Here is a 25,086-nt window from a genome sequence, read left to right on the forward strand (position 1 = left end):
ACAATACTTCTTCAAAAATAATCACAAAAAAACCGCCTCAGTATTGAGACGGCTTCCCTTACTATTTAAGTGTTATTATCTTGTAAATAACAATTCTCTATATTTTGTTAATGGCCATAATTCATCATCCACCATCATCTCTAATTGATCGGAAGAGTTTCTGATGACTTCGAAGAACGGAATAACATCATTACAGAATGATACTGCCATTTCTCTAGACGCCCCTTTAGCTTTTGCATCTTCAATTGCTTGCAGTAAATTTTCAACTTCAATTTTTATGATACTTACATGCTTAGAAATTGAACGGATCAAACTCATCTGCTCTTTCCCTAAAACTTGATATTCTTCTTCACCGAAAATTTCTTTTAACCCTTTTACATTTTCAATCAGCCTGTTTTGATAGTTTAAAGCGCAAGGAATGATGTGGTTTCTTGCAATGTCTGCTAAAACTCTTGCTTCAATAGCAATGGTTGTTGAATACTTCTCTAGTTTGATTTCATTTCGGGCCTCCATTTCACGATGGGTGTAGATTCCCAACTCTTCATAGAGCTCAACGAATTTAGGATCCAATTCTCTCACTAATGCATCCGGGGTTGTTTTCAAATTGTTAAGACCACGCTTTTCAGCTTCTATGGCCCAATCTTCAGAATACCCATCCCCTTCGAACATGATGTTTTTACAAGCTTTAATATATTCTCTTAAAATATTGAATATTGCTTCATCTTTTTTTAATCCTTTGTCTACTAAGGCATCCACTTCTTTCTTGAAAGTTTTGAATTGTTTAGCAGCGATTGCATTCATCACCGTCATTACCTCTGCGCAATTTGCAGAAGAACCAACAGCACGAATTTCAAACTTATTACCGGTGAAGGCAAAAGGTGAAGTTCTATTTCTGTCCGTATTATCTAACAGAATATTTGGAATTTTCCCAACAACATTTAATTTCAGATCTGTTTTTTCTTCTGGAGACAACTTGCCATCTTTTACTTTCTCCAATTCTTCTAAAACCGAAAAAAGCTGAGACCCAATAAAAGCTGAAATAATAGCAGGCGGAGCTTCATTAGCTCCTAATCGATGGTCATTCCCTGCAGAAGCAATGCTTACTCTTAATAAGTCGGCATAATCATGAACTGCTTTTAAAGTATTTACAAAGAATGTTAAAAACTGCAGATTTTTCTTTGGGTTTTTCCCAGGACTCAATAAATTCTCACCTGTGTCGGTCGCTAAACTCCAGTTATTATGTTTACCACTTCCATTCACCCCAGCAAAAGGTTTTTCGTGGAATAAAATATGGAAGTGATGCTTATGTGCAACTCTCGCCATTAAATCCATTAATAATGAATTATGATCTACAGCAACATTTACTTCCTCAAACATTGGGGCTAACTCAAACTGATTGGGAGCAACTTCGTTATGACGGGTAGTAACCGGAATTCCTAACTGAATAGATTTAATTTCTAATTCCTTCATGAAATTCATTACCCGAGTAGGAATAGAGCCAAAATAATGATCATCCAACTGTTGGCCTTTCGCCGGAGAATGACCTAAAAGCGTTTTCCCGGTAATTACCAGATCAGGTCTGGATTGATATAGTGCTGAATCGACTAAAAAATATTCCTGTTCCCAGCCAAGAGTTGGCGTTACTTTTGTTACGTTTTTATCAAAATAAGACCGGCAAATATCTGTTGCTGCGTCATCCACAGCAAGTAACGCTCTAAGCAAAGGCGCTTTGTAATCCAGAGTCTCCCCAGTATAAGAAATGAAAATTGAAGGAATACATAAAGTAGTCCCCATGATAAATGCAGGCGAAGTTGGATCCCATGCAGTATAGCCACGTGCTTCAAATGTATTTCTAATCCCTCCATTTGGAAAAGATGAAGCATCTGGTTCTTGTTGAATCAACATACCTCCTGCAAATCTTTCAATCGCCCGGTCACTTTCAAACGGCGTAAAGAAGGAATCATGCTTCTCTGCAGTAGAGCCTGTTAGTGGTTGAAACCAGTGTGTATAATGGGTTACCCCCTTGCTTAAAGACCAGTCTTTCATCGCTACTGCAATTTGATCTGCAACATCACGCTGAATTTTAGTTCCCGACTTGATCGCATCTTGAATAGAAGTGAAAGCTTCTTTCGTTAAATACTCACGCATTGTTTCTTCTGAGAAAACATTTTCACAAAATAATGCGGATAATTTCGCAGGTACTTCCACTGCGTTATCTTTTCTGAAATCCTTTTGAGAAAGCAATTCAAGTGCTTTGAACCTTAAATTTGACATTTGATGTTGTTTTTTTGGTAGAGCAAAAATACAACAATTTTGAAAAATACAACGCTATACCCTATTTTTTATAGGGGTCATATTAAAAATAAATGATTTTCTAAACAAAACATCATTTAAATCACTAGTTTAATTGAGAAATATCTATAATTGAACATATAGATTATGGACACTCATACAAAACCAAAGGCTATAAAGGAAATTACGCTCTTCCCTCATTAAATAAATGTTAACTTTTCAATGTCGATAAAGCATTCAATAAATATAATTACAAAATTCTTATATTTGTATGAATTCTTATATTATGATAAATTCACGAGCTAGAGAAACCACTGAAGCAATCGAAAGACTTTATGTTTCTATGCGTCACTTATTCTATCGTGGCTTTTTCAAGCCAGCCGGAATCTCCGGAGAAAGCCTTCGGTCATTGCTGATGACCATCAACCCAGAAATTTATGGAACCATGGGTGTTCCTAACAAAATAGAACTCGACGGTCTTCTTTATGTTTTAGACCGCCTTCCAGAAGGAATCGAAGAATGTTCTTTTATTCATCTAACTTCTGATGAAGGATTTGAAAAGGGAAGTTTTGAAGTGATTGTTCCTAAAAAAAGACGACGTAACTGTTACCGAATTGATGAACACCAAATGAACATCGAAGTTTTGTTGGGTCGTTCTGAGATTTATGATATTCTGACTCACCTTACCTTCTTATATATAGAAGCAGATAAAATTCGAAATTTAGCCTTCATTAATGATGAAAATGACAAACCAACAAGAGCTTGGAAAATCATTGAAGAAGCAGCCATCGGCGAGAGAAAACTAAGTCGAAAAGAGAAAGAAGTAGCTTTGATCCATCTTTCATCTTTACTTGGAAGAACGTTTGATGAAACACTAAATGCCTACAATAATTTCGGTGATGACAAAAACCCCGACAGGCTTTTCAAAATCATTTATAATTTAGGAAACGAAAGTTTCAATGATTATAAAAAAATCCGGGAACGTGAAATTCACTTTTCAGCGATTTTGAGAGAACGAGTTGGTCATCATTTCTTTGGTGAGAAATGGGCAAATAATGTAAAGCAAGTTTTGGCAGAGAACAATCTACAGATGCGACCTCTACACATTATTTCCGCGAATATGCACTCCGTGAAAAACATGCTGTATGCAAATGATTCCATCGGAAAAAAATCTACCAAAAAAGTAGATTACAAAATGTATGAGGAGATATCCAACAAGAAATCTCTGCAAGAGAAAGTATTGGCACATTCGCAGGAAGCCGGATTGATCTACATCGACGATCAAAGTGGAAGTAACATTGATGTTCAAATTATTGATTTGTCGAAAACCGATTTAAAGAATACGCCTTTTGCAGATTTGAAATATTCGGGAGACGATGTTATCATGGTTTTTGATTATGCGTTCGGTGAACAGGCATATGAAATCATGGATGAACTATTACGGCCATACGAATACAACGAGGAAGTTTACACGATGAAGGTAAAATCCATTTCAATCATGGGGAAAGCTGGAATCCTTATGGGCGGAAAAGGAGATATTATGATCCCAACGTCTCACGTTTTTGAAGGAACAGCAGATAATTATCCTTTTGAAAACACGTTGAAGCTAGAAGATTTCCAAGACGATGAGTTACAAGCTTTCGAAGGCGGAATGGTTACCGTATTGGGAACATCTCTTCAAAACAAAGATATTCTTCGGTATTTCATGGATACATCCTGGAAAGCAATCGGTCTTGAAATGGAAGGTGCACATTATCAAAAAGCAATTCAGGTCGCCTCGAAAATACGCCATCATATATCAGAAGACCTTTTTGTAATGTACGCGTATTACGCTTCTGATAATCCTTTGGAAACAGGATCTACACTATCTTCTGGCGGATTAGGCTTAACAGGTGTGAAACCAACTTATTTAATTACTTTAAAAATATTAGAGAAAATTTTAAAAAGCGGTATGAAGTCTGGAAAATAAACTTTAATTCCAGTTGAGAAACAAAAACCCTTTTAGCACTTTGACCGCTAAAAGGGTTTTTTATGATCTAATATTTCCTCATAAAACTAAAATTCTTATCTTTCCATTCTAATAATTACATTGCTATGAAGAAAGAGTTCCTTGTTATTTTTACCTTATTTTTTGGCTTATTATCTGCTCAAAAAGATGCCTATTATCAACAAAGTGCGAAATACAAAATGGATATTGATGTTGATGCGAAAAATTTCACGTACAACGGAAACCAAAGTTTGACCTATACTAATAATTCGCCTGACGAGTTAGATGTTGTTTATTTCCATTTATATTGGAATGCTTTCAAAGCAGGCTCCATGATGGATCAAAGAGTCGCAAGCCAGGGAAAGAACGGAGATTCCAGATTGCAAATCAATGGTATTTCTAGATTATCTTCGATTCCAAAAGATGAAGAAGGAGCTCAAAACATTCACTGGATCAAACAAAATGGTAAAGATTTAAAATTTGAGATTCAGGAAACGGTGATGAAAGTCTATTTGGATAGTAAAATAAAACCGAACTCTTCCACCACATTTACAATGGAATGGGATGCTGTAATTCCAATGCAGATTCGACGTGCAGGACGAAATAATAGAGAAGGAATTGATATGACGGTTACACAATGGTATCCGAAAATTGCAGAATACGATTATGATGGCTGGGCAACTTTTGATTATATAGGAAGAGAATTTCATGCACCATTCTCTGATTTTGAAGTGAATATCAAAATCGACAAAGATTATGTTGTTGGTGCTGGTGGAGAACTACAGAATCCACTTGATGTGAAAGGATACGATGCGAAAGCAACCATCAAAACAGATAAAAACAACAAAGCAATATGGAAATGGAAAGCCAAAAACCTGCTTGATTTTGCCTGGGCTGCAGATCGCGATTATATCGTAGACTCCTTCGTAGTTTTAGATGGACCTAAAGTTTCCTTTGTTTATCAGAAATCAGAAAAGACTAAATACTGGGAAGAATCGAAACCTTATGTTACTAAATTCTTCCAAATCATGAATGCTAAATTTGGACGGTACGTTTATCCTACCTACTCCTTTATTCAAGGTGGAGATGGTGGAATGGAATATGGAATGTGTACCATGATCTTAGGTGAAGCAAAAAGTTTAGACGGATTAGTTGGCTTGATGGTGCATGAAGGTGGACACTCTTGGAACCAACAAATGATGGCTTATAATGAAAGCGTTAGACCTTGGATGGATGAAGGATTTACGAATTACTTTGACGATGTTATTATGCACCAATTATTCCCGCCAAAGACTCCACAAGCCAATCCTTTTACAGGAACTATTGAAAGCTATAGAAGATTCGTAAAAAGAGGAATTGAAGAGCCTGCTTCATGGCTTGGCGACCATCATGATAACGGAAGCGCTTACTCTGTGGCTTCTTATACAAAAGGAGATCTGTTTCTAGTTCAGTTGGGATATATTATGGGAGAGCAAAATCTTGCCTTAGTTTTAAAAGAGTTTTATACCCAATGGCATTTAAAACATCCAACAGACAGAGACTTCATGCATATCGCGCAAAAAATTTCCGGAATGGATCTGAAATGGTTTCAAAATTACTGGATCAATACCACCAAAACTATTGATTACGGAATCAAACAGGTAAAATACGAAGCTACTACAACAACCATTACTTTGGAAAATAACGGATCGGTCCCGATGCCGATTGATTTCTCTATTCTTACAACCGATAAAAAAGTAGTTAATTACCAGATCCCGTTGAATATGACACACACTTGGAAGAGTCAGGATATTTATGGTAATTTCCAAACAATGACATACTGGCCTTGGACCCAAAAAGAATACACCTTCACAATTCCTTATAATAAATCGCAAATTTCAGCTTTAGGTATTGACTTTTCTCAAAGATTGGCAGATGTTAATTTAGAGGATAACTTGGTTCAGGTAAAATAATTACCGCTGGATCCAACCCAAATACTATAACTGTAATAAAATGAGAACATGAATTGTATCGTAATCAATATAGGAAACACTAATATTAGATTCGGCTTATTTGACGATGATAACTGTGACATTTCCTGGATTCTGAACACGAAGCCATACAGAACCAGTGATGAATTGCAAATGCAGTTTATGATGATGTATCAAACACACAAAATCAAAGCTAAAAATATAGAAAAGGTAATTATCGGTTCTGTAGTTCCGCAATTAACCTATGATGTTTCGAGAGCCATTCAAAAGATTCATAATAAAAAACCCATTATCGTAGATCGAAATACACCATCAGCTGTCCAGCCTAAATCCAAACAAATGGGAACCGATATTTATGCAAATTTAGTTGCGGCACATCATTTATACCCCTCTGATAAAAAGAAGATTATTTTTGATTTCGGGACAGCACTCACTGCTAGTTGTATCAATGAAGAAGGAGAAACAATTGGAGTTATCATTGCGCCGGGCATTATTACCGCATTGAATTCATTGATTCATGATACCGCACAGTTACCAGAAATAGAACTTATAAAACCCAAATCGGTTTTAGGACTAGATACCGTTTCATGTATGCAAAGCGGGATGGTTTACGGCTACTTGGGAATGGTAGAAGGTTTTGTCGATCGTATAAATGACGAGGTGAATGCTGACTGCTTCGTAATTGCTACCGGTGGAGTTTCGCACGTATACAAACCATTAACGAATAAAATTCACATTGCTGACCGCCTCCATACCTTAAAAGGATTATTTTATCTGGGAAAGGATTTATAAAATTACATTCTCAGCTTTCGTATCAAAAAATTCTATATCCATTAAATAATAAAAGCTATTCATTTAAGGAGTTGAGTAATTTATCGTCTACTTTGAAAAAACTCTTTTACAATGACGGAGCATTCATGTTCCATCACTCCTAAAACTATTTCTGTTTTTGGATGCAGGGTTAGTTTTTTGTTAATAAAACCGCGTTGCTCATCTCTTGCACCAATCACTACTTTTGAAATTTGGGACCAGCTTAATGCTCCAGAGCACATCACACACGGCTCCATCGTTACATAAAGCGTACAATTTTGCAGATATTTACCACCCAGAAAATCTGCAGCAGCAGTAATGGCTTGCATTTCTGCATGGGCAGTCACGTCATTTAAAGTTTCTGTAAGGTTGTGCGCCTTCGCTATAATCTGATTATTAGCAACAATAATACAACCTATAGGAACCTCATCTTTTTCAAATGCGACCTTAGCTTCCTGAAGTGCCATTTTCATATAATATTCGTCTGTAAACATATTGTTAGTCGATTTTGCTAATTCGATTAAAAGTTGCCTTATCAAAAATGAGTCAATCTTACATTATTCAAAATTCATTGTTAAAGGTAATCGAAAATGATAGCGAACAGCTGTTCCTTTAACAACCGCAGGGGAAAACTTTTCCGGCAACATATACAAAGCGATTTCCGCTTGTCTGTTGAAAGTGAAATTATCTCCGTCTGCTTGTACGGAGCTGATTGATCCATCTTTTTCTACGATGAAAAATAAATTTGTTTTTATCAGATTACGATCTGGCAAAACCGCATTATTGTAAAAGAGATCTGCAATTTGTCTTCGCATCGAGTCAAAACCCCCAGGATAATTGGCATTATAAGACAAGTCCGTTTTTAAAATAAAGTCACTACCAGTTATGGAAGATTTATTAGTACGGATATTATTCAAATCTTCTCGAACCTTCACTTTTACTAAGGCATAAACCAATGCACTATTTTGAATACTGTCTAACTTGATCATAAATTCCTGAAAATCTTTCTTGGTATTTAATTTATCAGCTTCAGTTACTTCTTCATCAAATTTTTTCTTGAATTCTTTATTTAGGATAAATTTCTGATAATCAAAATATTTTTTAACTTCTCTGAATTCATCATTCTGTTGCCCAAAGCAATAAGTTAATATCCCCAAAAACAAAATAGTCGCTATTTTCTTGATCACTGTAAAACAATTTATAGTAAAAATAATTAAAATAAACGACAAAAAAAGTCCCAATCAATGAAGATTGGGACTTTACTATTTCTATTTCTAGCTTAGATTTACTCTGCGCTTGTTTCTTCTGCTGCTGGAGCTTCACCTTCTGCTGCTGGAGTTTCCTCCTCCTCATCATCATCTGCTGCTGCCGCACCACCTTTAGCTGCAGTTCTGGACATTTTAACAGCAACGACTACTGCATTGTCTGGGTGCATAAATGTGAATCCTTCTGTTTTCAGTGTACCAACATAAAGCTTACTACCAATTTTAAGTGGAGTAACATCTACCACGATTTCGTCCGGTAAGTTTGCTGGAATTGCTTTTACTTTCAGTTTTCTGAAAGACTGTCTCATTGCACCACCGGCAACAACACCTTTTGAGCGACCTGTAATTCTTACTGGAACTTCCATTACTACTGGTTTGTCATCTGACAACTGGTAGAAATCTGCATGTAAGATTTTGTCCGTCAATGGGTGAAATTGAATGTCCTGAAGTACGGCAGGAATAGTTTTTCCGTCAACCTCAATAGATACCGTGTGTGCTTCAGGAGTGTAAACTAACCCTTTGAATGATTTTTCTGTAGCAGAAAAATTAAGAGTTTCTTCACCTCCGTAAACAACACAAGGAACTAATTCAGCATCACGTAAGGCTTTAGTAGACTTTTTGCCCACGCTTTCTCTTTTTGTACCTTGAATTGTAATTGATTTCATTATCGTAAATTAATAAATTTTAAGGATGCAAAGATACCTATTTTATTTTAAATAATGAATTTATCACTAATCGATTTATGTTCGTGAACCATTTTCATTACATCTGCAAAAAGTTCGGCACAAGAAAGCACCTTGATTTTAGAAGATAATTCTGTTTTTACTGGAATGGTATCGGTTACAATAACTTCCAGTAATTTGGAGTTTTCGATATTTTCATATGCTTTACCAGAAAGAACACCGTGTGTTGCCATAGCCCGAACACTGGTAGCACCATTGGCCATCAATATCTCTGCTGCTTTGCATAATGTTCCTGCAGTATCGATCATGTCATCGATAAGAATTACGTTTCTACCTTCTACATCACCGATCAAAAACATTTCATCTACTACATTCGCCTTTTTTCTTTCTTTGTATGCAATAACTACATCCGCTCCTAGGTGGCCAGCATAATTCTTCGCTCTTTTCGCACCCCCCATGTCTGGAGAAGCGATCGTTAAATTATCTAATTTTAATTTCTGAATGTATTCTATGAAAATAGTAGATGCATATAAATGATCAACTGGTATTTCAAAAAATCCTTGAATTTGATCTGCATGTAGATCCATGGTCATAATTCTTGTAGCACCAGCCGCAGTTAAAAGATTAGCAACTAACTTGGCTCCAATTGGTGCTCTTGGTTGATCTTTTCGGTCTTGTCTTGCTAAACCATAATATGGAAGAACAACCGTGATGCTTTTAGCAGATGCTCTCTTTGACGCATCAATCATCAGCAAAAGTTCTAAAAGATTATCTGCTGGCGGAAAAGTAGATCCAATTAAAAAAACCCGCCCACCACGGACAGATTGATCTAAAACGGGCTCGAATTCGCCGTCACTAAATTCCTGAAAATTAATCTTTCCAATTTCTTGCCCATAAAATTGGGCGATTTTTTCTGCCAGAACTTTACTGGTTCTTGTAGAGAATAAATAACTTGCTTGCTCAGCCATTTTTACTTTTTTTTAGATGTGCAAATTTAAAAAAATAAAACCACCCAAAGAATTCAGGTGGTTTTATTTATTCATTTTGCGAATTTATATTAAGGAAACGTAACTCCTTGGTAATTATTCACATTTACCATTGGAAGCGTCGACTTATATTTTAAATTAATCTGTTTTAGAAATTCATTAGCAATTAATGCGTAACCTCTTCCAGTCAAGTGAACTCCATCCAAAGAGAAAGTTCCACCTGTAACAAATGCTGCAGTATATTTTACACCGTCAAATTGAATACCTGACGCTCCAGAAAGTTCCATCATTTTCGCATTTGCATCTACAAAAGCTAAGTCTTTACCATCAGCGATTGTTTTAATTTTAGCATTATATGCGGCTGTAGCTGTTAAAACTCTTGCTGTTTCTTTTTCGGTTAATACATACTTATCAGCTAAAGGAACAGAAGTTCCTCCTCCCACTGTAGGATTTAATTGACTTGACGCAGTCAATAAAATATAATCCTTACTAGTTGACATTCTCAGAGGCGGCACATTAGGACCCAAATTAGTAAGATCTTTATCTAAAATCACAGCTCCATTTGCAACACCTACGGTAAATTTAATCAATCTAGCATTGTATTCCGCTTGAGTAATTGCTCCTAAATCTTTTGCTTGAAGTATACCTGCATTATACGCTGCATAAGCATTATTAAGCGCAGTCACTGTAGCCGGAGCTCCAGGAATTGGCTTATTAGGAACTCTTGTAAAAAATGGAATTGAAGTTACATTGGGAATATTTGCAATCACTCCTTTTGCACCATTTGCTGTTAAAGCATTAACATACCCGCTAATTGCACCTGCTACAACGTTAGGATCGGTGATGTCGTTAGACCCGTAAGTAGCAGGATTTAGATTTCCTGTCCGGTCCACGCCTGCGCCACCGCTGGTTGCATATGAAAGAACATCATTATTTCCAATCCAAAGAGAGAAAAATGTAGGAGCCTGATTAACAGCATCATCGATCACTTTAGCACTTACACTTGTAGCAAATCTTGCAAAATACGGATTTGCTAAACCTAACGAGATACCCGCTGGATTCCCATAACCCGCTACCCCTAAATGATAAGACTTAGCACCTGGAACACCCATATTATTAAACATTTTTCCTGCACCACCAATAAAATCGATGTCTCCTGCAGGAGCACTTGGTGTTGGTGACAACGCACCTGCAACAACTTTCAAAGTTAGTTTTCCATAAAATTCTGTTTGACCAGAAGCAACAAATAAGCTCGAGAATCCACCAATATTATTTGGCATCATCGGTTGTTTAAATTCTCCACCACCTGCAAGCTTCATCTGCTGTGCCATGATTGCTGGAAACGATTGCAATTGTCCATCACTATATAAAGCTCCATCTCTAAAACCAGACGTTAGTGAATTTCCTACTGAGACAAATTTTGTAAAGTTTGCCTCACCATTGGTAACCACTACATTACTCACATCTGTATCGAAATCCGTGTTACAGCTTACTGTAAATAACAATGCTGAAACAGCAACTGTTGATATTAATATTTTTTTCATAATTAATTTAATCTTAAAATGCATTATATGATAAACCTAAACCGAAGTAATAAGCCTTCGCTTTCGCTTGTCCGTAGAAGCTGGTAAATGAGTTTTTCGCCTCTCTACTTTTTGGTAAAGCAATTCCACCTGCGATATCTACTCCAAATCCTTTCATAAGATTAATCCCTAGACCAGCCGTAATTACATTTGAGTCGAAAGATGGTGTTTCTGCCTGGAAATTTTCGTCAGCGTAAGGTGATTCATCATAATAATATCCCGCACGTGCTGCGAACATATCATTAATTTGGTACTGCGTTCCAACTCTCCATGTTTGCGTATTATGGAAATTCTTTGGACTCACTAATACGGTAGGATCATTAGGCTGATTGCCAACTGCAGCATTTTCAAAATCCAAGGTTAATTTGTTATATTGGCTCCACCCTGTATAGTTGAAATCACCAGAAACCAACCATTTTGGTGTAATCTTATAAGTAACACCCACTGTATATTCATCTACCAAAGGCAACACTGCTTTAAATTTATCCTGACCGTTTGCATCTAAACCAACTAATGGATATAAACTTGGAGAAACATTAAAAGAAGCAACTCCAGCATCAGCCTTCATATCAACTGGCGATCGGTATGCGATACTTACATCCAATTTCTCTGTTGGTTTAAGGTAAAATCCTAAACCGAATCCTGTTCCCGAAGCTTTCTCATCTTTAATATTTAAAGAACCACCCAATTGAGTCGCGGTTTTAGTCCAATCTACCGAACCTTTAGCATAAATGAAACTTCCTCCAACTGATGCCCAAGGTGATAGTTTGAATGAAACCATTGGTTGGAAATAAAATGCTTTCAATTCCAAACGCTGAACGATTTCACGACCTGACCAATCTGATGACCATTCGACTGTACTACCAAAAGGAGTAGAGAAATTAAACCCAACAGAAACATTGTCCAAAATTTTATAGGCGATCGCTGCATAAATTGGAGTTCCAAGTGGATTATTGGTATCAAAAGATTCCAGAGTTGATAAATTTTGGTACGTCACACTTGATTGTGCGCCGAATCCACCAGCTGCTACACTTAATTTAGCTGGAATAAAAGACATCCCTGCTGGATTAAAGAATGTAACACTCGCGTCCTCCGTATGAGCACTCGTATGCGCCATTGCCAATTGCTTAACACCTTGCAGAGAAACTCTAAAGCCTCCAGCTTGTGCAAGAACTCCAGCTAACAATACTGTTGTTAAAACTATTTTTTTCATAAAATCATTATTAATATGTCAAATATAAAATTATTTTCTTAACAATTGTTAAATAATCATAATTAATTTTAAACAAAAGCTATTTTGTACATTCCGTTTAATGTACTCAAAATATAAAACACTTGCAAATCTCTTTTATATAAAGCACCTCCGATCCTTGAATAAACTTTACTCAAACAAGTGTTTAAATTAAATAAATTAAGGCAAAACCCCCGATTTATTCCCATCGCGTATTGTATGATTTGCATAATAAAACTAAAATCGTTGAATAATTAATAAGAAAATAATAATTTGTTATAAAATTTAGAAATTCAAGATCGATTTACAAACTCTTTTATTTATACCAAAAAAATTATACTAAATTTGCAACAGATAACAAAAAGATTATTATGAGTTGTGGATGTAAAACATCCGGCGATTCGTCCCATTCGTGCGGTACAAAAACCGCCAATGGCTGTGAAAGTGTAGATACTTGCGGAAATAGTTATAAATTAAGCGTTTTCGATTGGCTCTCGAATATTAACAACCCTTCTCAATCACAAACTGATTTTGTAGAGGTAAGATTCAAGAACGATCGCAAATTTTTTTATAAGAACGTCAATAAATTACCGCTTCATATAGGAAGCGTTGTCACAGTAGAGTCCAGTCCGGGTCACGATATAGGGGTTGTAAGCCTCACAGGAGAGTTAGTAAAAATTCAGATGAAAAAGAAATACATCACTGAAGATAACCCCCTAAAAATATACAGATTAGCCAATCAGAAAGACATAGAAGTTTGGCAAGATGCGAGAGGAAAAGAAGAAAGTGTAAAAATTCAAGCGAGGAAAATTGCGTATGCTCTTGACCTTGAAATGAAAATTACGGATGTAGAATATCAAGGCGATGGTACGAAAGTAACCTTCTACTATACTGCAGAAAACAGAGTAGATTTTCGACAGCTAATTAAAGAATTTGCATCTCTTTTCCGATCAAAAATAGACATGAAACAAATCGGATTTCGCCAGGAAGCGGCGAAAGTTGGTGGTATAGGATCGTGTGGTAGAGAGCTCTGTTGCTCTACGTGGTTAACTGACTTCCGGTCTGTAAATACAAATGCAGCAAGATATCAGCAATTAAGCATCAATCCTCAGAAATTAGCAGGACAATGTGGAAAGTTGAAATGTTGTCTGAATTATGAACTTGATAGTTACCTTGATGCATTAAGTCACTTCCCACCTTCTTCAACAAATATTGACACTGAGAAAGGAAAAGCATTTTGTATTAAAATCGATGTGTTCAAAAAAAGAATGTGGTTTGCTTACGTAGATTATTCTGTGTCTTGGTATGATCTTGATGTAAAACAGGTCAAAGAGCTTATCGCAAAGAATAAAAAAGGAGAAAAAGCACCTCCTTTAGAAGACTTGAAAACAAATGACATGCCTGTAAAATCAGTAGATTTAATACAGGAAAGCGATCTTAATCGTTTTGAAAGAAGACCAAAGAATTCTGGTAAAAGCCAGAATAAGCGGAAACCTTCTAATCAAAAGAAGACCGACAATCAATCAAATACTGGTCAAGCTCAATTAAGAAAGAAGGGTCCTGAACACCCCCAAAACACAAGAGCGCCGCAGAAGGGGCAAACAAATAAAAAATTTAAGAAAAAAAATCCTCCAAAAAGAGACGACAATGCATAAGGTTTTAGGATCATTTCTCGTTATTTTTTTGTTGATCGGTTGTAGTGAAAACTCTGAGCAGATCGGATTGAATAGTCTAAACGGCGTTTGGGATAAAAAAGCAGAACAAAAATTTGAGTTTAAAGTAAAAGATGCCCAAAATCCAAAAAATATTATATTTGTTGTAAGAAACAACAACAACTATCCTTATAGCAATTTACGGGTAATTGTCAATTTCTTAGACAAGAAAACAAAGAAGAAAGAAACCGATACCTTAAATTATATTTTAGCGAACCCTAATGGTGCCTGGATTGGAAAAGGCTTCGGCGATACGAAAGAGACTCTTTTTCAGTATAAATTGAATTATAAATTTCCACAGAATGGCGAGTATTCTATCGGGATTATTCAAGCCATGAGAAATGATAATCTTCCCGGGATCGAAGATATTGGTATAAAAATAGAAAAAGCAAAACCGTAAACTTATTTATGGAAAACAAACCGAATACAGGAAGTAAACCGCAACAGAAATTTCCACTTCCTCCTAAAAAAGTGAAAAATCGTGGTTGGCGCAAATGGGTAACTTTTATCTGGTTAGGACTTATCATTATCGTTTTGGGCATTGCAGGATTGTTTTTTGCAGTTTCGCAAGGCTTCTTAGGCGATATGCCAGATGTAAAAGAACTTGATAATCCAGATATCTACGTTTCTTCTGAAATTTACTCTTCTGAAGGAAAGCTATTGGGGAAATTTGAAAAGGAAAAAACGCAGCCCATTACTTATAAAGAATTACCACCTTACTTAATCTATGCTTTACAGGCAAAAGAAGATGAACGTTTTAAAGAACATTCTGGAATTGATTTGCAATCGATTGCCCGAGCTGTAGCATTTGGAGGTAAAAGAGGAGGTGGTTCTACTATCACGCAACAGTTGGCGAAACTATTATTCACGGGAACTGCGTCTCAGAATAAAGTGCAGCGATTATTCCAAAAGCTTAAAGAATGGGTAGTTGCCGTAAGTCTGGAAAAGAGATATACCAAAGAAGAGATTATTGAATTATATTTTAATAAATTCAGTTTCGGAAATAATGCCAACGGAATCGAGATGGCATCCAGAATCTATTTTAATAAAAGCACCAATCAATTAACCCTACCCGAAGCAGCAACATTTGTAGCAATGCTGGAAGCTCCAACAGCCAATAGCCCGTTAAGAAATCCAGAAAAAGCAGAGCGAAGGAGAAATGTTGTTTTAGATCAAATGGTAAAAACAGGGTATCTTGATCAGCCAACTTATGAGAAAGCAATTGCAACACCAATAAAAGTGGATTATCATCCAGTAAAATCTATTGACGAAGGTTATTCTGCATATTACAAATACTATTTAAGGAAAGAAATAGAAGGCTATATTAAAGATTATGAAAAGTCTACGGGTAAAACTTTAAACTTATTTAAAGATGGTTTGAAAATTTACACCACCCTGGATTCTAAGATGCAAGGGTACGCCGAAGAAGCAATCAAAGAGCACTTAACTGATCTTCAAAAAAGATTTGATGCGGAACAGCGCGGACGTAAAGCTCGACCTTTCTATTTCGTGAACGACAAACAGATCAATTCTATCATGCTGAGCGCCATGAAAAGAACCGGTCGTTACAAACTGCTTAAAGCGGCAGATGTTCCAGAAGATTCTATCATGATGGAATTTAAAAAACCGATTAAAACATCTCGATTTACCTGGAATGGTGAAGAAGAAGTAGAAATGTCTCCTTGGGATTCCATTCGATACCATAAACAAATTGCACAAGCTGGTTTAATGTCCATGATTCCAGGAACAGGAGAAATTAAAGCCTGGGTTGGTGGAATTAACTGGCAACATTTCCAATATGATCATATTAAACAAGGAAAACGGCAAGTAGGCTCTACCTTTAAACCATTCGTTTACGCAACAGCTATTATGAAATTAGGAATGACCCCATGTTCAACCGTTTCAAATGCTCCGTATGTAAAAGGATCATGGAGAGTTGGAGGATCAGGAGGAAACCTTACCCTTAAAAATGCGCTTGCAATGTCTCAAAATGCCGTTGCCGTACGTCTAATTGAAATGACGGGTGTAAAAAGTGTGATACAAACCGCACGAGATTTAGGAGTAACAGAGGAAATCCCGAACGATTATGCGGTTGCCCTAGGTGCTTCTGATATTACCATCTTTGAAATGTTAGGTGCTTACAGTACTTTTGCAAACTATGGAAATTATATCAAACCAGAAATGATCTGGAGAATTGAAGATGGAAACTCACGACTTATTAAAGAAGTGAAACCAGTAGATAAAGAGGTGATGAACGAATTATACGCTTACACCATGATCGACTTGATGAAAGGAGTTGCCGAATTTGGAACCGCATCAGGTGAACTGGGAAGAAGAGGCGTAGCCAAAGGAATTGAAATTGCCGGTAAAACGGGAACTACCCAAAATAACTCAGATGGTTGGTTTATGGGGATCACTCCGAATTTAGCAACTGGTGTTTGGGTTGGTTGGGAAGACCGTGCTACCCACTTCCGAGGAACTGGGGAAGGCCAAGGAGCTAAAATGGCATTGCCAATTTGGGCCATTTATATGAAGAAAGTGTGGGCAGATAAAACGCTGGGAGTTTCTCCAGAAGATAAATTCGTAAAACCATCCAACTGGACAGGAAACTGTGGTGACTTACAAGGTCTTGGTGGCTATGGGGATGATGGAGGATTACAAACGCTCGATGAAATTAAAAATCCGCGAAGTCAGGAACCTGCGAATGGTCCTAAAAAATCACCCGCAAGAAAAGAAGATAACGTCAATGAAAATATTAATACCGGCGACGATATCGATTTTAACAAGTAATATTCATTCAACCAATACAAAACATCCTTTCAAAAATTTGAAAGGATGTTTTTTTTAACGAACTTTGAATCATGAATTTAGACCAAATTACGCAACAATACTTACAGAAATTTCCAGGTGATTTCTCTGGGAGCACCATGCAAAGGCAAACTCCAAAATTAATTTTTTCGACGGTTGAAATCATGAAATTTGAGCATCCTGAACTCCTTATTTTTAATGAAAGACTTTCAGAAGATATAGGATTAGGGAAATTGGGTAAGCAAGAAGATACCGACTTTTTAAATGCTGCCGATGTTCCTTCAAATATAAAAACTTACGCCACTGCATACGCAGGACATCAGTTCGGAAACTGGGCAGGACAACTTGGCGATGGAAGAGCAATTTTCGCTGGTGAAATAAGGAACAAAGACGGAAAGCAGACTGAAATCCAGTGGAAAGGTGCTGGAGCAACACCTTATTCTCGTCATGCTGATGGCCGCGCTGTTCTTCGGTCCTCTTTAAGGGAATATTTGATGAGTGAAGCAATGTTCCATTTAGGAGTACCAACAACACGTGCTTTATCGCTTTCATTAAGTGGCGAGCAAGTTGTTCGGGATATGCTGTATGACGGAAATGCGGCTTACGAAAAAGGCGCAGTAATGACCAGAACATCGCCAAGCTTTTTGAGGTTTGGCCATTTTGAATTGCTTTCTGCACAAGGAGAAAAGCAAACTTTACAACAGTTAGCAGACTTTGTCATTGAAAATTATTTCCCAGAAATAGATGTTGACGATATTGATAAGTACGCGCTTTTCTTTCAGCAAGTTGCAGCAAAAACTGCAGATATGATTGTTGAATGGTACCGAGTAGGATTTGTACATGGCGTAATGAACACCGATAATATGTCCATTCTGGGCTTAACAATTGATTATGGCCCTTTTTCTTTCCTGGATGAATATCATTTGAATTTCACCCCAAATACCACTGATTTGCCAGGGCGAAGATATGCCTTCGGCAATCAAGCTAAGATCGCTCAATGGAATCTTTGGCAATTAGCCAACGCTCTATTTCCTTTAATTAAAGATGAAGCGAAATTAGAAACAATTTTGAATAATTTCAATACACTTTTTTGGAAAAAACACGATGAAATGATGGCTTGTAAATTCGGGTTTGATGGAGTACAAAAAGGCGATGATGAATTTTTTACCAATTCACAACAACTCATGCAGGATTTAGAAGTCGATTACACTTTATTTTTTAAACAATTAGAAACCTATTCACAAAGCCCGGACGTTAAAATTCATTTTGAGGAGGTGTTCTATTCCCGACCAACAGAGGAACAATTACAAAGGTTAAAAGAATTCCTCACCCTTTACCAAACCCGTCTAGAAAAAAATAAGCGTTCAGAAGCCGATTCCATAAAATTGATGAAAGAAACCAATCCTAAATTTATTCTAAGGAATTATCTGCTTTTTGAATGTATCAATGAGTTAAACGAAGGAAAAAAAGAACTCTTGAATAAACTTCTTGAAGCTCTGGAGCATCCTTATGAGGAAATATATCCAGAATTCTCTGTAAAGAGACCCAGTAAATTTGATGGAGAAACAGGTTGCTCCACCTTATCATGTAGTTCGTAAAATTCATTAATTTTGCCAAAATTTTCTACCTTGGTTTTTAAACAAAAATTTACCGATTTTCTGAAAACGATGTTTCCAGAAACCAGATTCGAATTGCTACTATTTTTAATTTTCCTTACTGCATATGGCATTTTGGGAACGGTAATAGCGCTTAATTACCGAATTATTTTTGATGACCGAATTCCATGGGATGCCTACTTCAGTTTTGATAATCGCGCTATTGTAATGACCGGTGGTGGCTTTGAAAGACATCCTTTAGCAAATTATTTTTTCGATTGGCTTCGAGACTTTACTTATCTGTTTTCTGGTAGTAAAAAGAACGAAATCTTCAGGCTAGCATTAGCTTGTTGCAGCAACATTGTAATAAGTTTGAGCTTAATTCAAATCTATAAATACCTGAAGAATATTATCACGCTACCGAAAAAGATCTCTCTACTAATTCTGTTCTTTTTTTCTTTTTTCACAACTCCCATTTTACTTTCCTTCACGCCGGAAACTTATACTTACACTTTGTTTTTTCTGGTTTTATTTAATTATTATGCAGCTTTGAAGATCAGAAAAGAGGAAAAAATCCCCGCAACGGCTTTGGCTTTGGCAGCTGTTTCCATTGGTGGATTAACGGTCACTAATATTGTTAAAGTTTACATTCCACTTCTTTTCGAGAAAAATATTTTTCAAAACTGGAGAAAATTTGGAAATTTAGTTTTGAGGGTTGTAATCTCTGTAACAGTTTTTGTGTTGTTGTTTCTTTATCGCTTAAACTTTAAATTTTTGAATTTCTTTGATAAGTCAGCTGCACAATATGAAAAGTTCTCTAATCCGAAAGTAACTCCGGTTTGGGATATGATTGTTTCCTGGTTTTTTGGTGGAAATATTCTTTTCAGCAGCTTTATCTTGCGTGATTATCACAATAAAAAAGGATTTGATTACAAGGCAGTCTTTATGGACGTTTATTCTTCTGTGATCCCTTATATTTTTGTACTGATCGTACTGGTATTAACTGTATGGAGTTGCGTTAAGAACTACAAAAATAAATTTGCTCAAATTCTAATTATCTCATTTCTGATAGACATTGTAATTCACTGTGTATTAAAATTCGGACTTCACACTTCCTATATTTATGGTGGCCATTTTATATTTGCAGTTCCTCTCTTATTGGGTTGGCTGTTTTACGCCTATCAAAATTCTCCTAAAACATTATCGTTCTTATATGTGACTGTTTCAATATTGTTCGTTTATCTGGCATTCAATAATGTGTTTAGAATGATAGAGTTTTTTGACTTTCTAGAAATGTATTATCGATAAAGTTAATTTATTTGATGAAATTTTTTCGATAAGCTATATATGAACTTTCAGATTTGCGGTCTTATTTTTATGGGTTTCTAAATAACTAGAATATTCTTTGAAATTAATTTACAAACAAAAAAACGCACTTTTCGGTGCGTTTTTTTTGTTCTATTTAGAGAAAATTACTTCTTTTTGGTTTTTACTTTTTCAGCTTCATCTTTAATGAAAGGATATTTCTGCTTCATATCTTCCAAAAGATGAGGATCCAGTTCTAAAGCTGTTGTAAGGGTCGCTCTTCCTTTTTTCTGATTATTTAAATGAAAATAACAGTTGCTTAGCTGATAAAACAATTCTGCTCTGTTATGCATTTTCGTTGCATCTACTAACACAGAAATTGCATCTTCGTATTCGCCAATCAACATCAGAACTTCTGAATACGCATACCAGTTGTAGAAACGCGTAGGTTCGAAATCCACCAGCTTTTTCAAACAAGCCAAACTTTCCTCAAATTTTCCACCTTCAATATACAGAAAGGCTAATCTTTTTTGATAATCAAGATTAGTCTCATTGAGAGAAACAGCTTCTTTTGCAAAATGTAGAGCCTCTTTCATTCCACCAATCTCCTCATATAGGTAAGACTGCTCCATCATAGAAAGGTAAAATTGCGGATCGTCTCTCAATGATTTCTGAAAAGCATTCAGGGCTAAAACCGGTTGTTTATTCTCTTTATAACACAATCCAATTTTATAAAATGTAAACGATTTGGTGTATTCTAAAGCCAACATTTCTTTATAAACTTCGATGGCTTTTAAATATTCACCCATTGCTTCAAAGCAAGAGGCTTTATTCGCGTAAACTCCAACAGACTGAGAGTTGATGGCCAACAAATAATCAAACCCTTTTATAGCTTCTTCGTAATTCTTTTTGTTGAAGTAGAATTGTCCATATTCATACCAAGCTGTTTCCGAGAAAGCATACTTGTTAAGATATCCGTTCAAAAATTCGATCGCTTCGTCACTCCGTTTCAATTGGTTGTAACAGTACATCACATTCTCAAGAGAATATTCATCTTGCGGATCAAATTTCAAGGCTAATTTATAGTGTTTAAGTGCACTAAAAGGATCTTCCAGATTCACATACTCATCTGCAATGAAGTTATGTAAAAAATTCTCTTCGTCTTCCAATTCTAAAGCCTGTTCACAAAATTCGATAGAACGCCGTGGGTTTCCAAGATTAGAATAATATTTCGCACAACAAACCATGAAATCGGTATTTTCCATACAGGTTTCCTTCAGTTCGTCCATCAATTCTTTGGCTTCTGGATATTTTTCTAACTCCAGAAACACCTCAAATTGCTTCACTTTTAATTCGATTGAATTCGGGTGAATTTTTAACCCATATTTAGTTGCCATATCGGCAAATGAGATATCACCCATTTCCAGATAATAAATGATAATTTCTTCATACTCTTCAGTTTCGAAGTAGAATTCATCATTATTCTCAACCATTGCTTCGAACTTTTCTACCAGTTCGTTTTCAAAAAATTCTTCCAATATTATATTTTGTGGTTATTTCCGAAGAATGAAATTATCTTACAACCTTCGGAATAATCCTTTTATTTAAACATTACTAAAATTAATAAATTATCTGATTAAATCAAACTTTTTATCTTTTCGATCATCTGATCTCCCAAACGATCTGCTTCTTCTTGTGAAAACGCCTCGGTATAAATTCTGATAATCGGTTCTGTATTCGATTTTCTTAAATGTACCCAGTTGTTTTCAAAATCTATCTTTACCCCATCAATTGTGGAAATATCTTCAGTTTGATACTCGTTTTCCATTTTAGTTAAAAGAGAATCTACATCGATATCCGGAGTGAGTTCAATTTTCTTTTTACCCATGAAATAACTTGGATAAGTTGCTCTTAGTTCAGAAACGATTTTGTTTTCTTTTGCCAAATGAGTTAAAAATAAAGCAACACCAACCAAAGAATCGCGACCATAATGAAGTTCAGGATAGATGATTCCACCATTCCCTTCGCCACCAATAACGGCATTCTTTTCTTTCATTAAAGTAACTACGTTTACTTCTCCGACGGCACTGGCGAAATATTCTGACCCTAGATTACGGGCAACATCTCTTAAAGCACGACTCGAAGAAAGGTTAGAAATAGCAGCGCCTTTTTGATGTCTCAAAAGATAATCTGCTACCGCAACTAAGGTATATTCTTCGCCAAAAAGCTCCCCATTTTCATCGACCAAAGCCAAACGGTCCACATCTGGATCAACAACAATCCCAACATCTGCTTTCTCTGTTTTCATGAGTTCACAGATATCACCTAAATGTTCTTTTATTGGTTCTGGATTATGTGGGAAATCTCCGTTGGGTTCGCAATAAAGTTTTACCACTTCACAACCCAGTTCTTCCAAAAGTTGCGGAATGGCAATTCCTCCTGTTGAATTTACCGCGTCAACTACAACTTTAAACTTCTTTGCTTTAATTGCTTCCGCATCAACCATCGGTAAATCCAAAATCTTTTGGATATGAATGTCGAAACCATCATTTCGGGTTTCGTACTGTCCTAAATCATCAACTTCAGCGTAATTGAAATCCTGACTTTCTGCTAAAGCCAAAACATCAGTTCCATTTTCACCATTAATAAATTCGCCTTTTTCATTTAAAAGTTTCAGCGCATTCCACTGTTTTGGATTGTGCGAAGCGGTTAAGATAATTCCGCCATCTGCATTGAGCTCTGGTACCATTACTTCAACGGTTGGAGTTGTAGAAAGGCCTAGATCTACCACGTTAATTCCCAGTCCCTGTAAAGTTGCAGTTACCAATGAATTGACCATTAAGCCGGAAATCCGCGCATCACGGCCAACAACTAAGGTTAAATCTTTTTTATTTTTATTATTCTGAAGCCAGGTTCCAAAAGCCGAAGTAAATTTTACCACATCTAGTGGTGTTAGATTTTCATCAACTTTACCGCCTATAGTACCGCGGATTCCTGAAATAGATTTTATTAATGGCATAAACTGAAATTTTTAAGAGTATTTTGAATCCAAATTTATTTATAAATGAGCTGGTTTTTCAATGTGCAAAAATACGAATAATATATTGGGAAGCTTAACTGCTTTTTGATCATAAAAATCTATAACTACGAGAGATATTGCCTTCTGATTTTCTTTTCCGGTTCTTCGCAGCACAGATAAAGAACTAAAATAAAAAGATACTCTATTGGTTTCATAATCTTATAAGTTCTGTTGGAAGCTTTCTCAGTGTTAATTTTTAGAGAAATATTATAGCCATATTTGTCATAATTATATCTAATAAATTTGTGCAGCCTAGGAGAAAGATCAGTGATAAGCTCTTCAAAAGCATTCGCAATCTGCAGCTGTCTATTTACAATAATTATTTGCCCGTGTCGGGTTCCCAAATATAGAGGTTTTACCAACTTTGGGTTTCCTCTGGCCGAAACGGTGCACAAATAATGACCCCGATGGTTAAGAGCTGGCGGATGTGTTTTCTGAGACATGGTCCAGGTTGCAGTATCTGTAAAAACTTTGACCATGGAATTATAATCTTGCCCGAAAAGTATAAGTATAATTGTTATAATTAAAAAAATAGGGAATAAAAAAATAATCGCCCAAATAGGAGCATTATATTTCTGTAAAAGAAAATGGTTGCAATGGTTTAAAAATTCATTCTTAAAGGAACGTATTTCTGCCTTATTCTTTTCTTCCAGAATTATTTTTCTGGTGAGTGAAATCCCAATTAAACAACTTATGAACAAGGCAGGGATAAAATAAAAACTTCCGTCATTCCCTTTGTATATATCTAGATCTTCAGTATGGTGAGAACTCACCTGAACTAACATAATTATATTGATAATTAGACCGATGAAAATAAAAGCCATACACAAAACCAAAAATAAAGGCGGTAGCTTCCGTCCCTTCATCCAAAGAAAATAGGCGGAAATATGATAAAACAGACCGTAAACTATTAATGATATGGTATGCTTTCCTCCAAATGGGGAATAGCATCGGTCAATCGGATCGATTGCATCTTGGTAATTACTATCATGTAATAAAAATCCGAATAAGAAAATGAATATCGCAACGAGGTAAAAAAAAAGCAATAGCATTTCACCTGTAGATTTTTTATTCTTTAATATTTTCACACCCAAAAACAGGAGTATAAAAATGACGAGTAATAAACCGATTAATGACATGCTTTTAATTTATCTTCTTTATTAACAAAGTCTTAAAAAAATATTGAGCTTCAGATTAGCAATCGTTCATTTCATAGTTTACCTCATCATATCTGTCATCGTAAGATTTCATCACCCTGTTTGTCGTGGGCACTTCTTTTAAATTGACATTAAGTTTTCTGCTTCCATCTGGAGAGATCCAGAACCCTTTGAGTGTTTCACCGATTTTCTTTACGCTGATGATTCCTGTAATACCACCTTCTATCATTACCAACCGGCTTTCTTCATCATCAGAAATCTCCAGATAAAGCCATTTACTTAAATTATCATACTTATACATTCCGTGGTAAAATTTCGGCCCACATCCTGAGGTATCTTCCTGTAGATATAGAGTTACCGGGAATTTATCAATTGTTCCTTTGTAAAGGAACTTTTTTAAACCTTCCTGTGCGGACAACATTACGAACGAACTCATCAGAATGATACTGAAAAGGATCAATTTTTTCATAAAAGTATTTGTGGTGTAAAATTAGGTATTTTCTATAATATCAAGAATTATATTACGCGTTAAAGAATGATTAAAGAAAAATTCAATAATAACGCAAAGAATTGATTATTCTAGTTATCCACAGCAATCTGAATCGCATCCTGGCTTTCCTTTC

The 25,086-nt window shown here is 36.0% G+C and carries 19 protein-coding genes; 8 read left to right on the top strand and 11 right to left on the bottom strand.

What is annotated here, in order from left to right; genetic code table 11:
- Positions 1–75: 75 nt before the first annotated feature.
- Positions 76–2,274 (bottom strand): glutamine synthetase III, encoded by a 2,199-nt coding sequence (locus FNJ88_RS06715; RefSeq protein ID WP_143852448.1) that lies wholly within the window; start codon positions 2,272–2,274, stop codon positions 76–78.
- Positions 2,275–2,578: 304 nt separating this feature from the next.
- On the opposite strand from FNJ88_RS06715, the gene FNJ88_RS14440 reads away from it, so the two are divergent.
- The 3 genes from FNJ88_RS14440 (at position 2,579) to FNJ88_RS06730 (ending at position 7,041) form a co-directional block, all read left to right on the top strand.
- Positions 2,579–4,261, top strand: coding sequence for a DUF6909 family protein (locus FNJ88_RS14440; RefSeq protein ID WP_228414580.1), 1,683 nt, complete (start codon positions 2,579–2,581; stop codon positions 4,259–4,261).
- Between the two features lie 125 nt (positions 4,262–4,386).
- Positions 4,387–6,231, top strand: a complete 1,845-nt coding sequence (locus tag FNJ88_RS06725; RefSeq protein WP_143852449.1) for a M1 family metallopeptidase — start codon at positions 4,387–4,389, stop codon at positions 6,229–6,231.
- A 48-nt stretch (positions 6,232–6,279) separates the two neighbouring features.
- Positions 6,280–7,041, top strand: a complete 762-nt coding sequence (locus tag FNJ88_RS06730; protein ID WP_143852450.1) for a type III pantothenate kinase — start codon at positions 6,280–6,282, stop codon at positions 7,039–7,041.
- An 80-nt stretch (positions 7,042–7,121) separates the two neighbouring features.
- Here the strand turns inward: FNJ88_RS06730 and FNJ88_RS06735 are convergent, their stop codons facing one another.
- From FNJ88_RS06735 to FNJ88_RS06760, 6 genes are all read right to left on the bottom strand, one after another.
- Positions 7,122–7,553, bottom strand: coding sequence for a nucleoside deaminase (locus FNJ88_RS06735; protein WP_143852451.1), 432 nt, complete (start codon positions 7,551–7,553; stop codon positions 7,122–7,124).
- A 63-nt stretch (positions 7,554–7,616) separates the two neighbouring features.
- Positions 7,617–8,246, bottom strand: coding sequence for a hypothetical protein (locus tag FNJ88_RS06740; protein WP_228414581.1), 630 nt, complete (start codon positions 8,244–8,246; stop codon positions 7,617–7,619).
- Positions 8,247–8,344: 98 nt separating this feature from the next.
- A complete protein-coding gene (locus FNJ88_RS06745; protein WP_143852452.1) occupies positions 8,345–8,989 on the bottom strand; it encodes a 50S ribosomal protein L25/general stress protein Ctc in 645 nt (214 codons plus the stop codon).
- A 47-nt stretch (positions 8,990–9,036) separates the two neighbouring features.
- Positions 9,037–9,975, bottom strand: coding sequence for a ribose-phosphate pyrophosphokinase (locus FNJ88_RS06750; RefSeq protein WP_143852453.1), 939 nt, complete (start codon positions 9,973–9,975; stop codon positions 9,037–9,039).
- An 89-nt stretch (positions 9,976–10,064) separates the two neighbouring features.
- Entirely contained in the window at positions 10,065–11,537 is a 1,473-nt protein-coding gene (locus tag FNJ88_RS06755; protein WP_143852454.1) for a G-D-S-L family lipolytic protein, read from the bottom strand.
- 13 nt (positions 11,538–11,550) lie between these two features.
- The gene (locus FNJ88_RS06760; RefSeq protein ID WP_143852455.1) at positions 11,551–12,789 is read right to left on the bottom strand and encodes an OmpP1/FadL family transporter; all 1,239 of its coding nucleotides are present in this window, start codon (positions 12,787–12,789) and stop codon (positions 11,551–11,553) included.
- A 389-nt stretch (positions 12,790–13,178) separates the two neighbouring features.
- On the opposite strand from FNJ88_RS06760, the gene FNJ88_RS06765 reads away from it, so the two are divergent.
- The 5 genes from FNJ88_RS06765 to FNJ88_RS06785 all read left to right on the top strand — a co-directional run bounded on the left by FNJ88_RS06765 (position 13,179) and on the right by FNJ88_RS06785 (position 20,230).
- Positions 13,179–14,462 carry a stage 0 sporulation family protein gene (locus tag FNJ88_RS06765; protein ID WP_143852456.1) on the top strand — a complete coding sequence of 428 codons (1,284 nt, stop codon included), beginning with the start codon at positions 13,179–13,181 and terminating at the stop codon, positions 14,460–14,462.
- Complete coding sequence (locus tag FNJ88_RS06770; RefSeq protein WP_143852457.1) at positions 14,455–14,919, top strand: gliding motility lipoprotein GldH; 465 nt, start codon at positions 14,455–14,457, stop codon at positions 14,917–14,919. Before FNJ88_RS06765 ends, FNJ88_RS06770 begins: the two co-directional genes overlap by 8 nt.
- An 8-nt stretch (positions 14,920–14,927) precedes the next feature.
- A complete protein-coding gene (locus FNJ88_RS06775) occupies positions 14,928–17,309 on the top strand; it encodes a penicillin-binding protein 1A (protein ID WP_143852458.1) in 2,382 nt (793 codons plus the stop codon).
- Between the two features lie 71 nt (positions 17,310–17,380).
- Positions 17,381–18,925, top strand: a complete 1,545-nt coding sequence (locus FNJ88_RS06780) for a protein adenylyltransferase SelO (RefSeq protein ID WP_143852459.1) — start codon at positions 17,381–17,383, stop codon at positions 18,923–18,925.
- A gap of 12 nt (positions 18,926–18,937) precedes the next feature.
- Positions 18,938–20,230, top strand: a complete 1,293-nt coding sequence (locus tag FNJ88_RS06785) for a DUF6080 domain-containing protein (protein ID WP_228414582.1) — start codon at positions 18,938–18,940, stop codon at positions 20,228–20,230.
- Between the two features lie 164 nt (positions 20,231–20,394).
- Here FNJ88_RS06785 and FNJ88_RS06790 read toward each other — a convergent pair whose 3' ends face one another.
- The 4 genes from FNJ88_RS06790 to FNJ88_RS06805 form a co-directional block, all read right to left on the bottom strand.
- Positions 20,395–21,765 (bottom strand): tetratricopeptide repeat protein, encoded by a 1,371-nt coding sequence (locus tag FNJ88_RS06790; protein WP_143852460.1) that lies wholly within the window; start codon positions 21,763–21,765, stop codon positions 20,395–20,397.
- A gap of 98 nt (positions 21,766–21,863) precedes the next feature.
- The gene (gene glmM / locus FNJ88_RS06795) at positions 21,864–23,246 is read right to left on the bottom strand and encodes a phosphoglucosamine mutase (RefSeq protein ID WP_143852461.1); all 1,383 of its coding nucleotides are present in this window, start codon (positions 23,244–23,246) and stop codon (positions 21,864–21,866) included.
- Between the two features lie 125 nt (positions 23,247–23,371).
- Positions 23,372–24,445, bottom strand: coding sequence for a DUF6688 family protein (locus FNJ88_RS06800; protein ID WP_143852462.1), 1,074 nt, complete (start codon positions 24,443–24,445; stop codon positions 23,372–23,374).
- A 55-nt stretch (positions 24,446–24,500) separates the two neighbouring features.
- The gene (locus tag FNJ88_RS06805; RefSeq protein ID WP_143852463.1) at positions 24,501–24,932 is read right to left on the bottom strand and encodes a hypothetical protein; all 432 of its coding nucleotides are present in this window, start codon (positions 24,930–24,932) and stop codon (positions 24,501–24,503) included.
- Positions 24,933–25,086 lie beyond the last annotated feature (154 nt).

This window comes from Chryseobacterium sp. SNU WT5 (assembly GCF_007362475.1).
Taxonomy (GTDB): Bacteria; Bacteroidota; Bacteroidia; order Flavobacteriales; family Weeksellaceae; genus Kaistella.

Excerpts from the sequence above, each read along its gene's own strand:
- FNJ88_RS06805 (WP_143852463.1), bottom strand. The coding sequence starts at position 24,932 with ATGAAAAAATTGATCCTTTTCAGTATCATTCTGATGAGTTCGTTCGTA.
- FNJ88_RS06735 (WP_143852451.1), bottom strand. The coding sequence starts at position 7,553 with ATGTTTACAGACGAATATTATATGAAAATGGCACTTCAGGAAGCTAAG.
- FNJ88_RS06715 (WP_143852448.1), bottom strand. The coding sequence starts at position 2,274 with ATGTCAAATTTAAGGTTCAAAGCACTTGAATTGCTTTCTCAAAAGGAT.
- FNJ88_RS06780 (WP_143852459.1), top strand. The coding sequence starts at position 17,381 with ATGAATTTAGACCAAATTACGCAACAATACTTACAGAAATTTCCAGGT.
- FNJ88_RS06750 (WP_143852453.1), bottom strand. The coding sequence starts at position 9,975 with ATGGCTGAGCAAGCAAGTTATTTATTCTCTACAAGAACCAGTAAAGTT.
- FNJ88_RS06755 (WP_143852454.1), bottom strand. The coding sequence starts at position 11,537 with ATGAAAAAAATATTAATATCAACAGTTGCTGTTTCAGCATTGTTATTT.
- FNJ88_RS06745 (WP_143852452.1), bottom strand. The coding sequence starts at position 8,989 with ATGAAATCAATTACAATTCAAGGTACAAAAAGAGAAAGCGTGGGCAAA.
- FNJ88_RS06775 (WP_143852458.1), top strand. The coding sequence starts at position 14,928 with ATGGAAAACAAACCGAATACAGGAAGTAAACCGCAACAGAAATTTCCA.
- FNJ88_RS06765 (WP_143852456.1), top strand. The coding sequence starts at position 13,179 with ATGAGTTGTGGATGTAAAACATCCGGCGATTCGTCCCATTCGTGCGGT.
- FNJ88_RS06725 (WP_143852449.1), top strand. The coding sequence starts at position 4,387 with ATGAAGAAAGAGTTCCTTGTTATTTTTACCTTATTTTTTGGCTTATTA.
- FNJ88_RS14440 (WP_228414580.1), top strand. The coding sequence starts at position 2,579 with ATGATAAATTCACGAGCTAGAGAAACCACTGAAGCAATCGAAAGACTT.
- FNJ88_RS06800 (WP_143852462.1), bottom strand. The coding sequence starts at position 24,445 with ATGTCATTAATCGGTTTATTACTCGTCATTTTTATACTCCTGTTTTTG.
- glmM (WP_143852461.1), bottom strand. The coding sequence starts at position 23,246 with ATGCCATTAATAAAATCTATTTCAGGAATCCGCGGTACTATAGGCGGT.
- FNJ88_RS06760 (WP_143852455.1), bottom strand. The coding sequence starts at position 12,789 with ATGAAAAAAATAGTTTTAACAACAGTATTGTTAGCTGGAGTTCTTGCA.
- FNJ88_RS06770 (WP_143852457.1), top strand. The coding sequence starts at position 14,455 with ATGCATAAGGTTTTAGGATCATTTCTCGTTATTTTTTTGTTGATCGGT.
- FNJ88_RS06730 (WP_143852450.1), top strand. The coding sequence starts at position 6,280 with ATGAATTGTATCGTAATCAATATAGGAAACACTAATATTAGATTCGGC.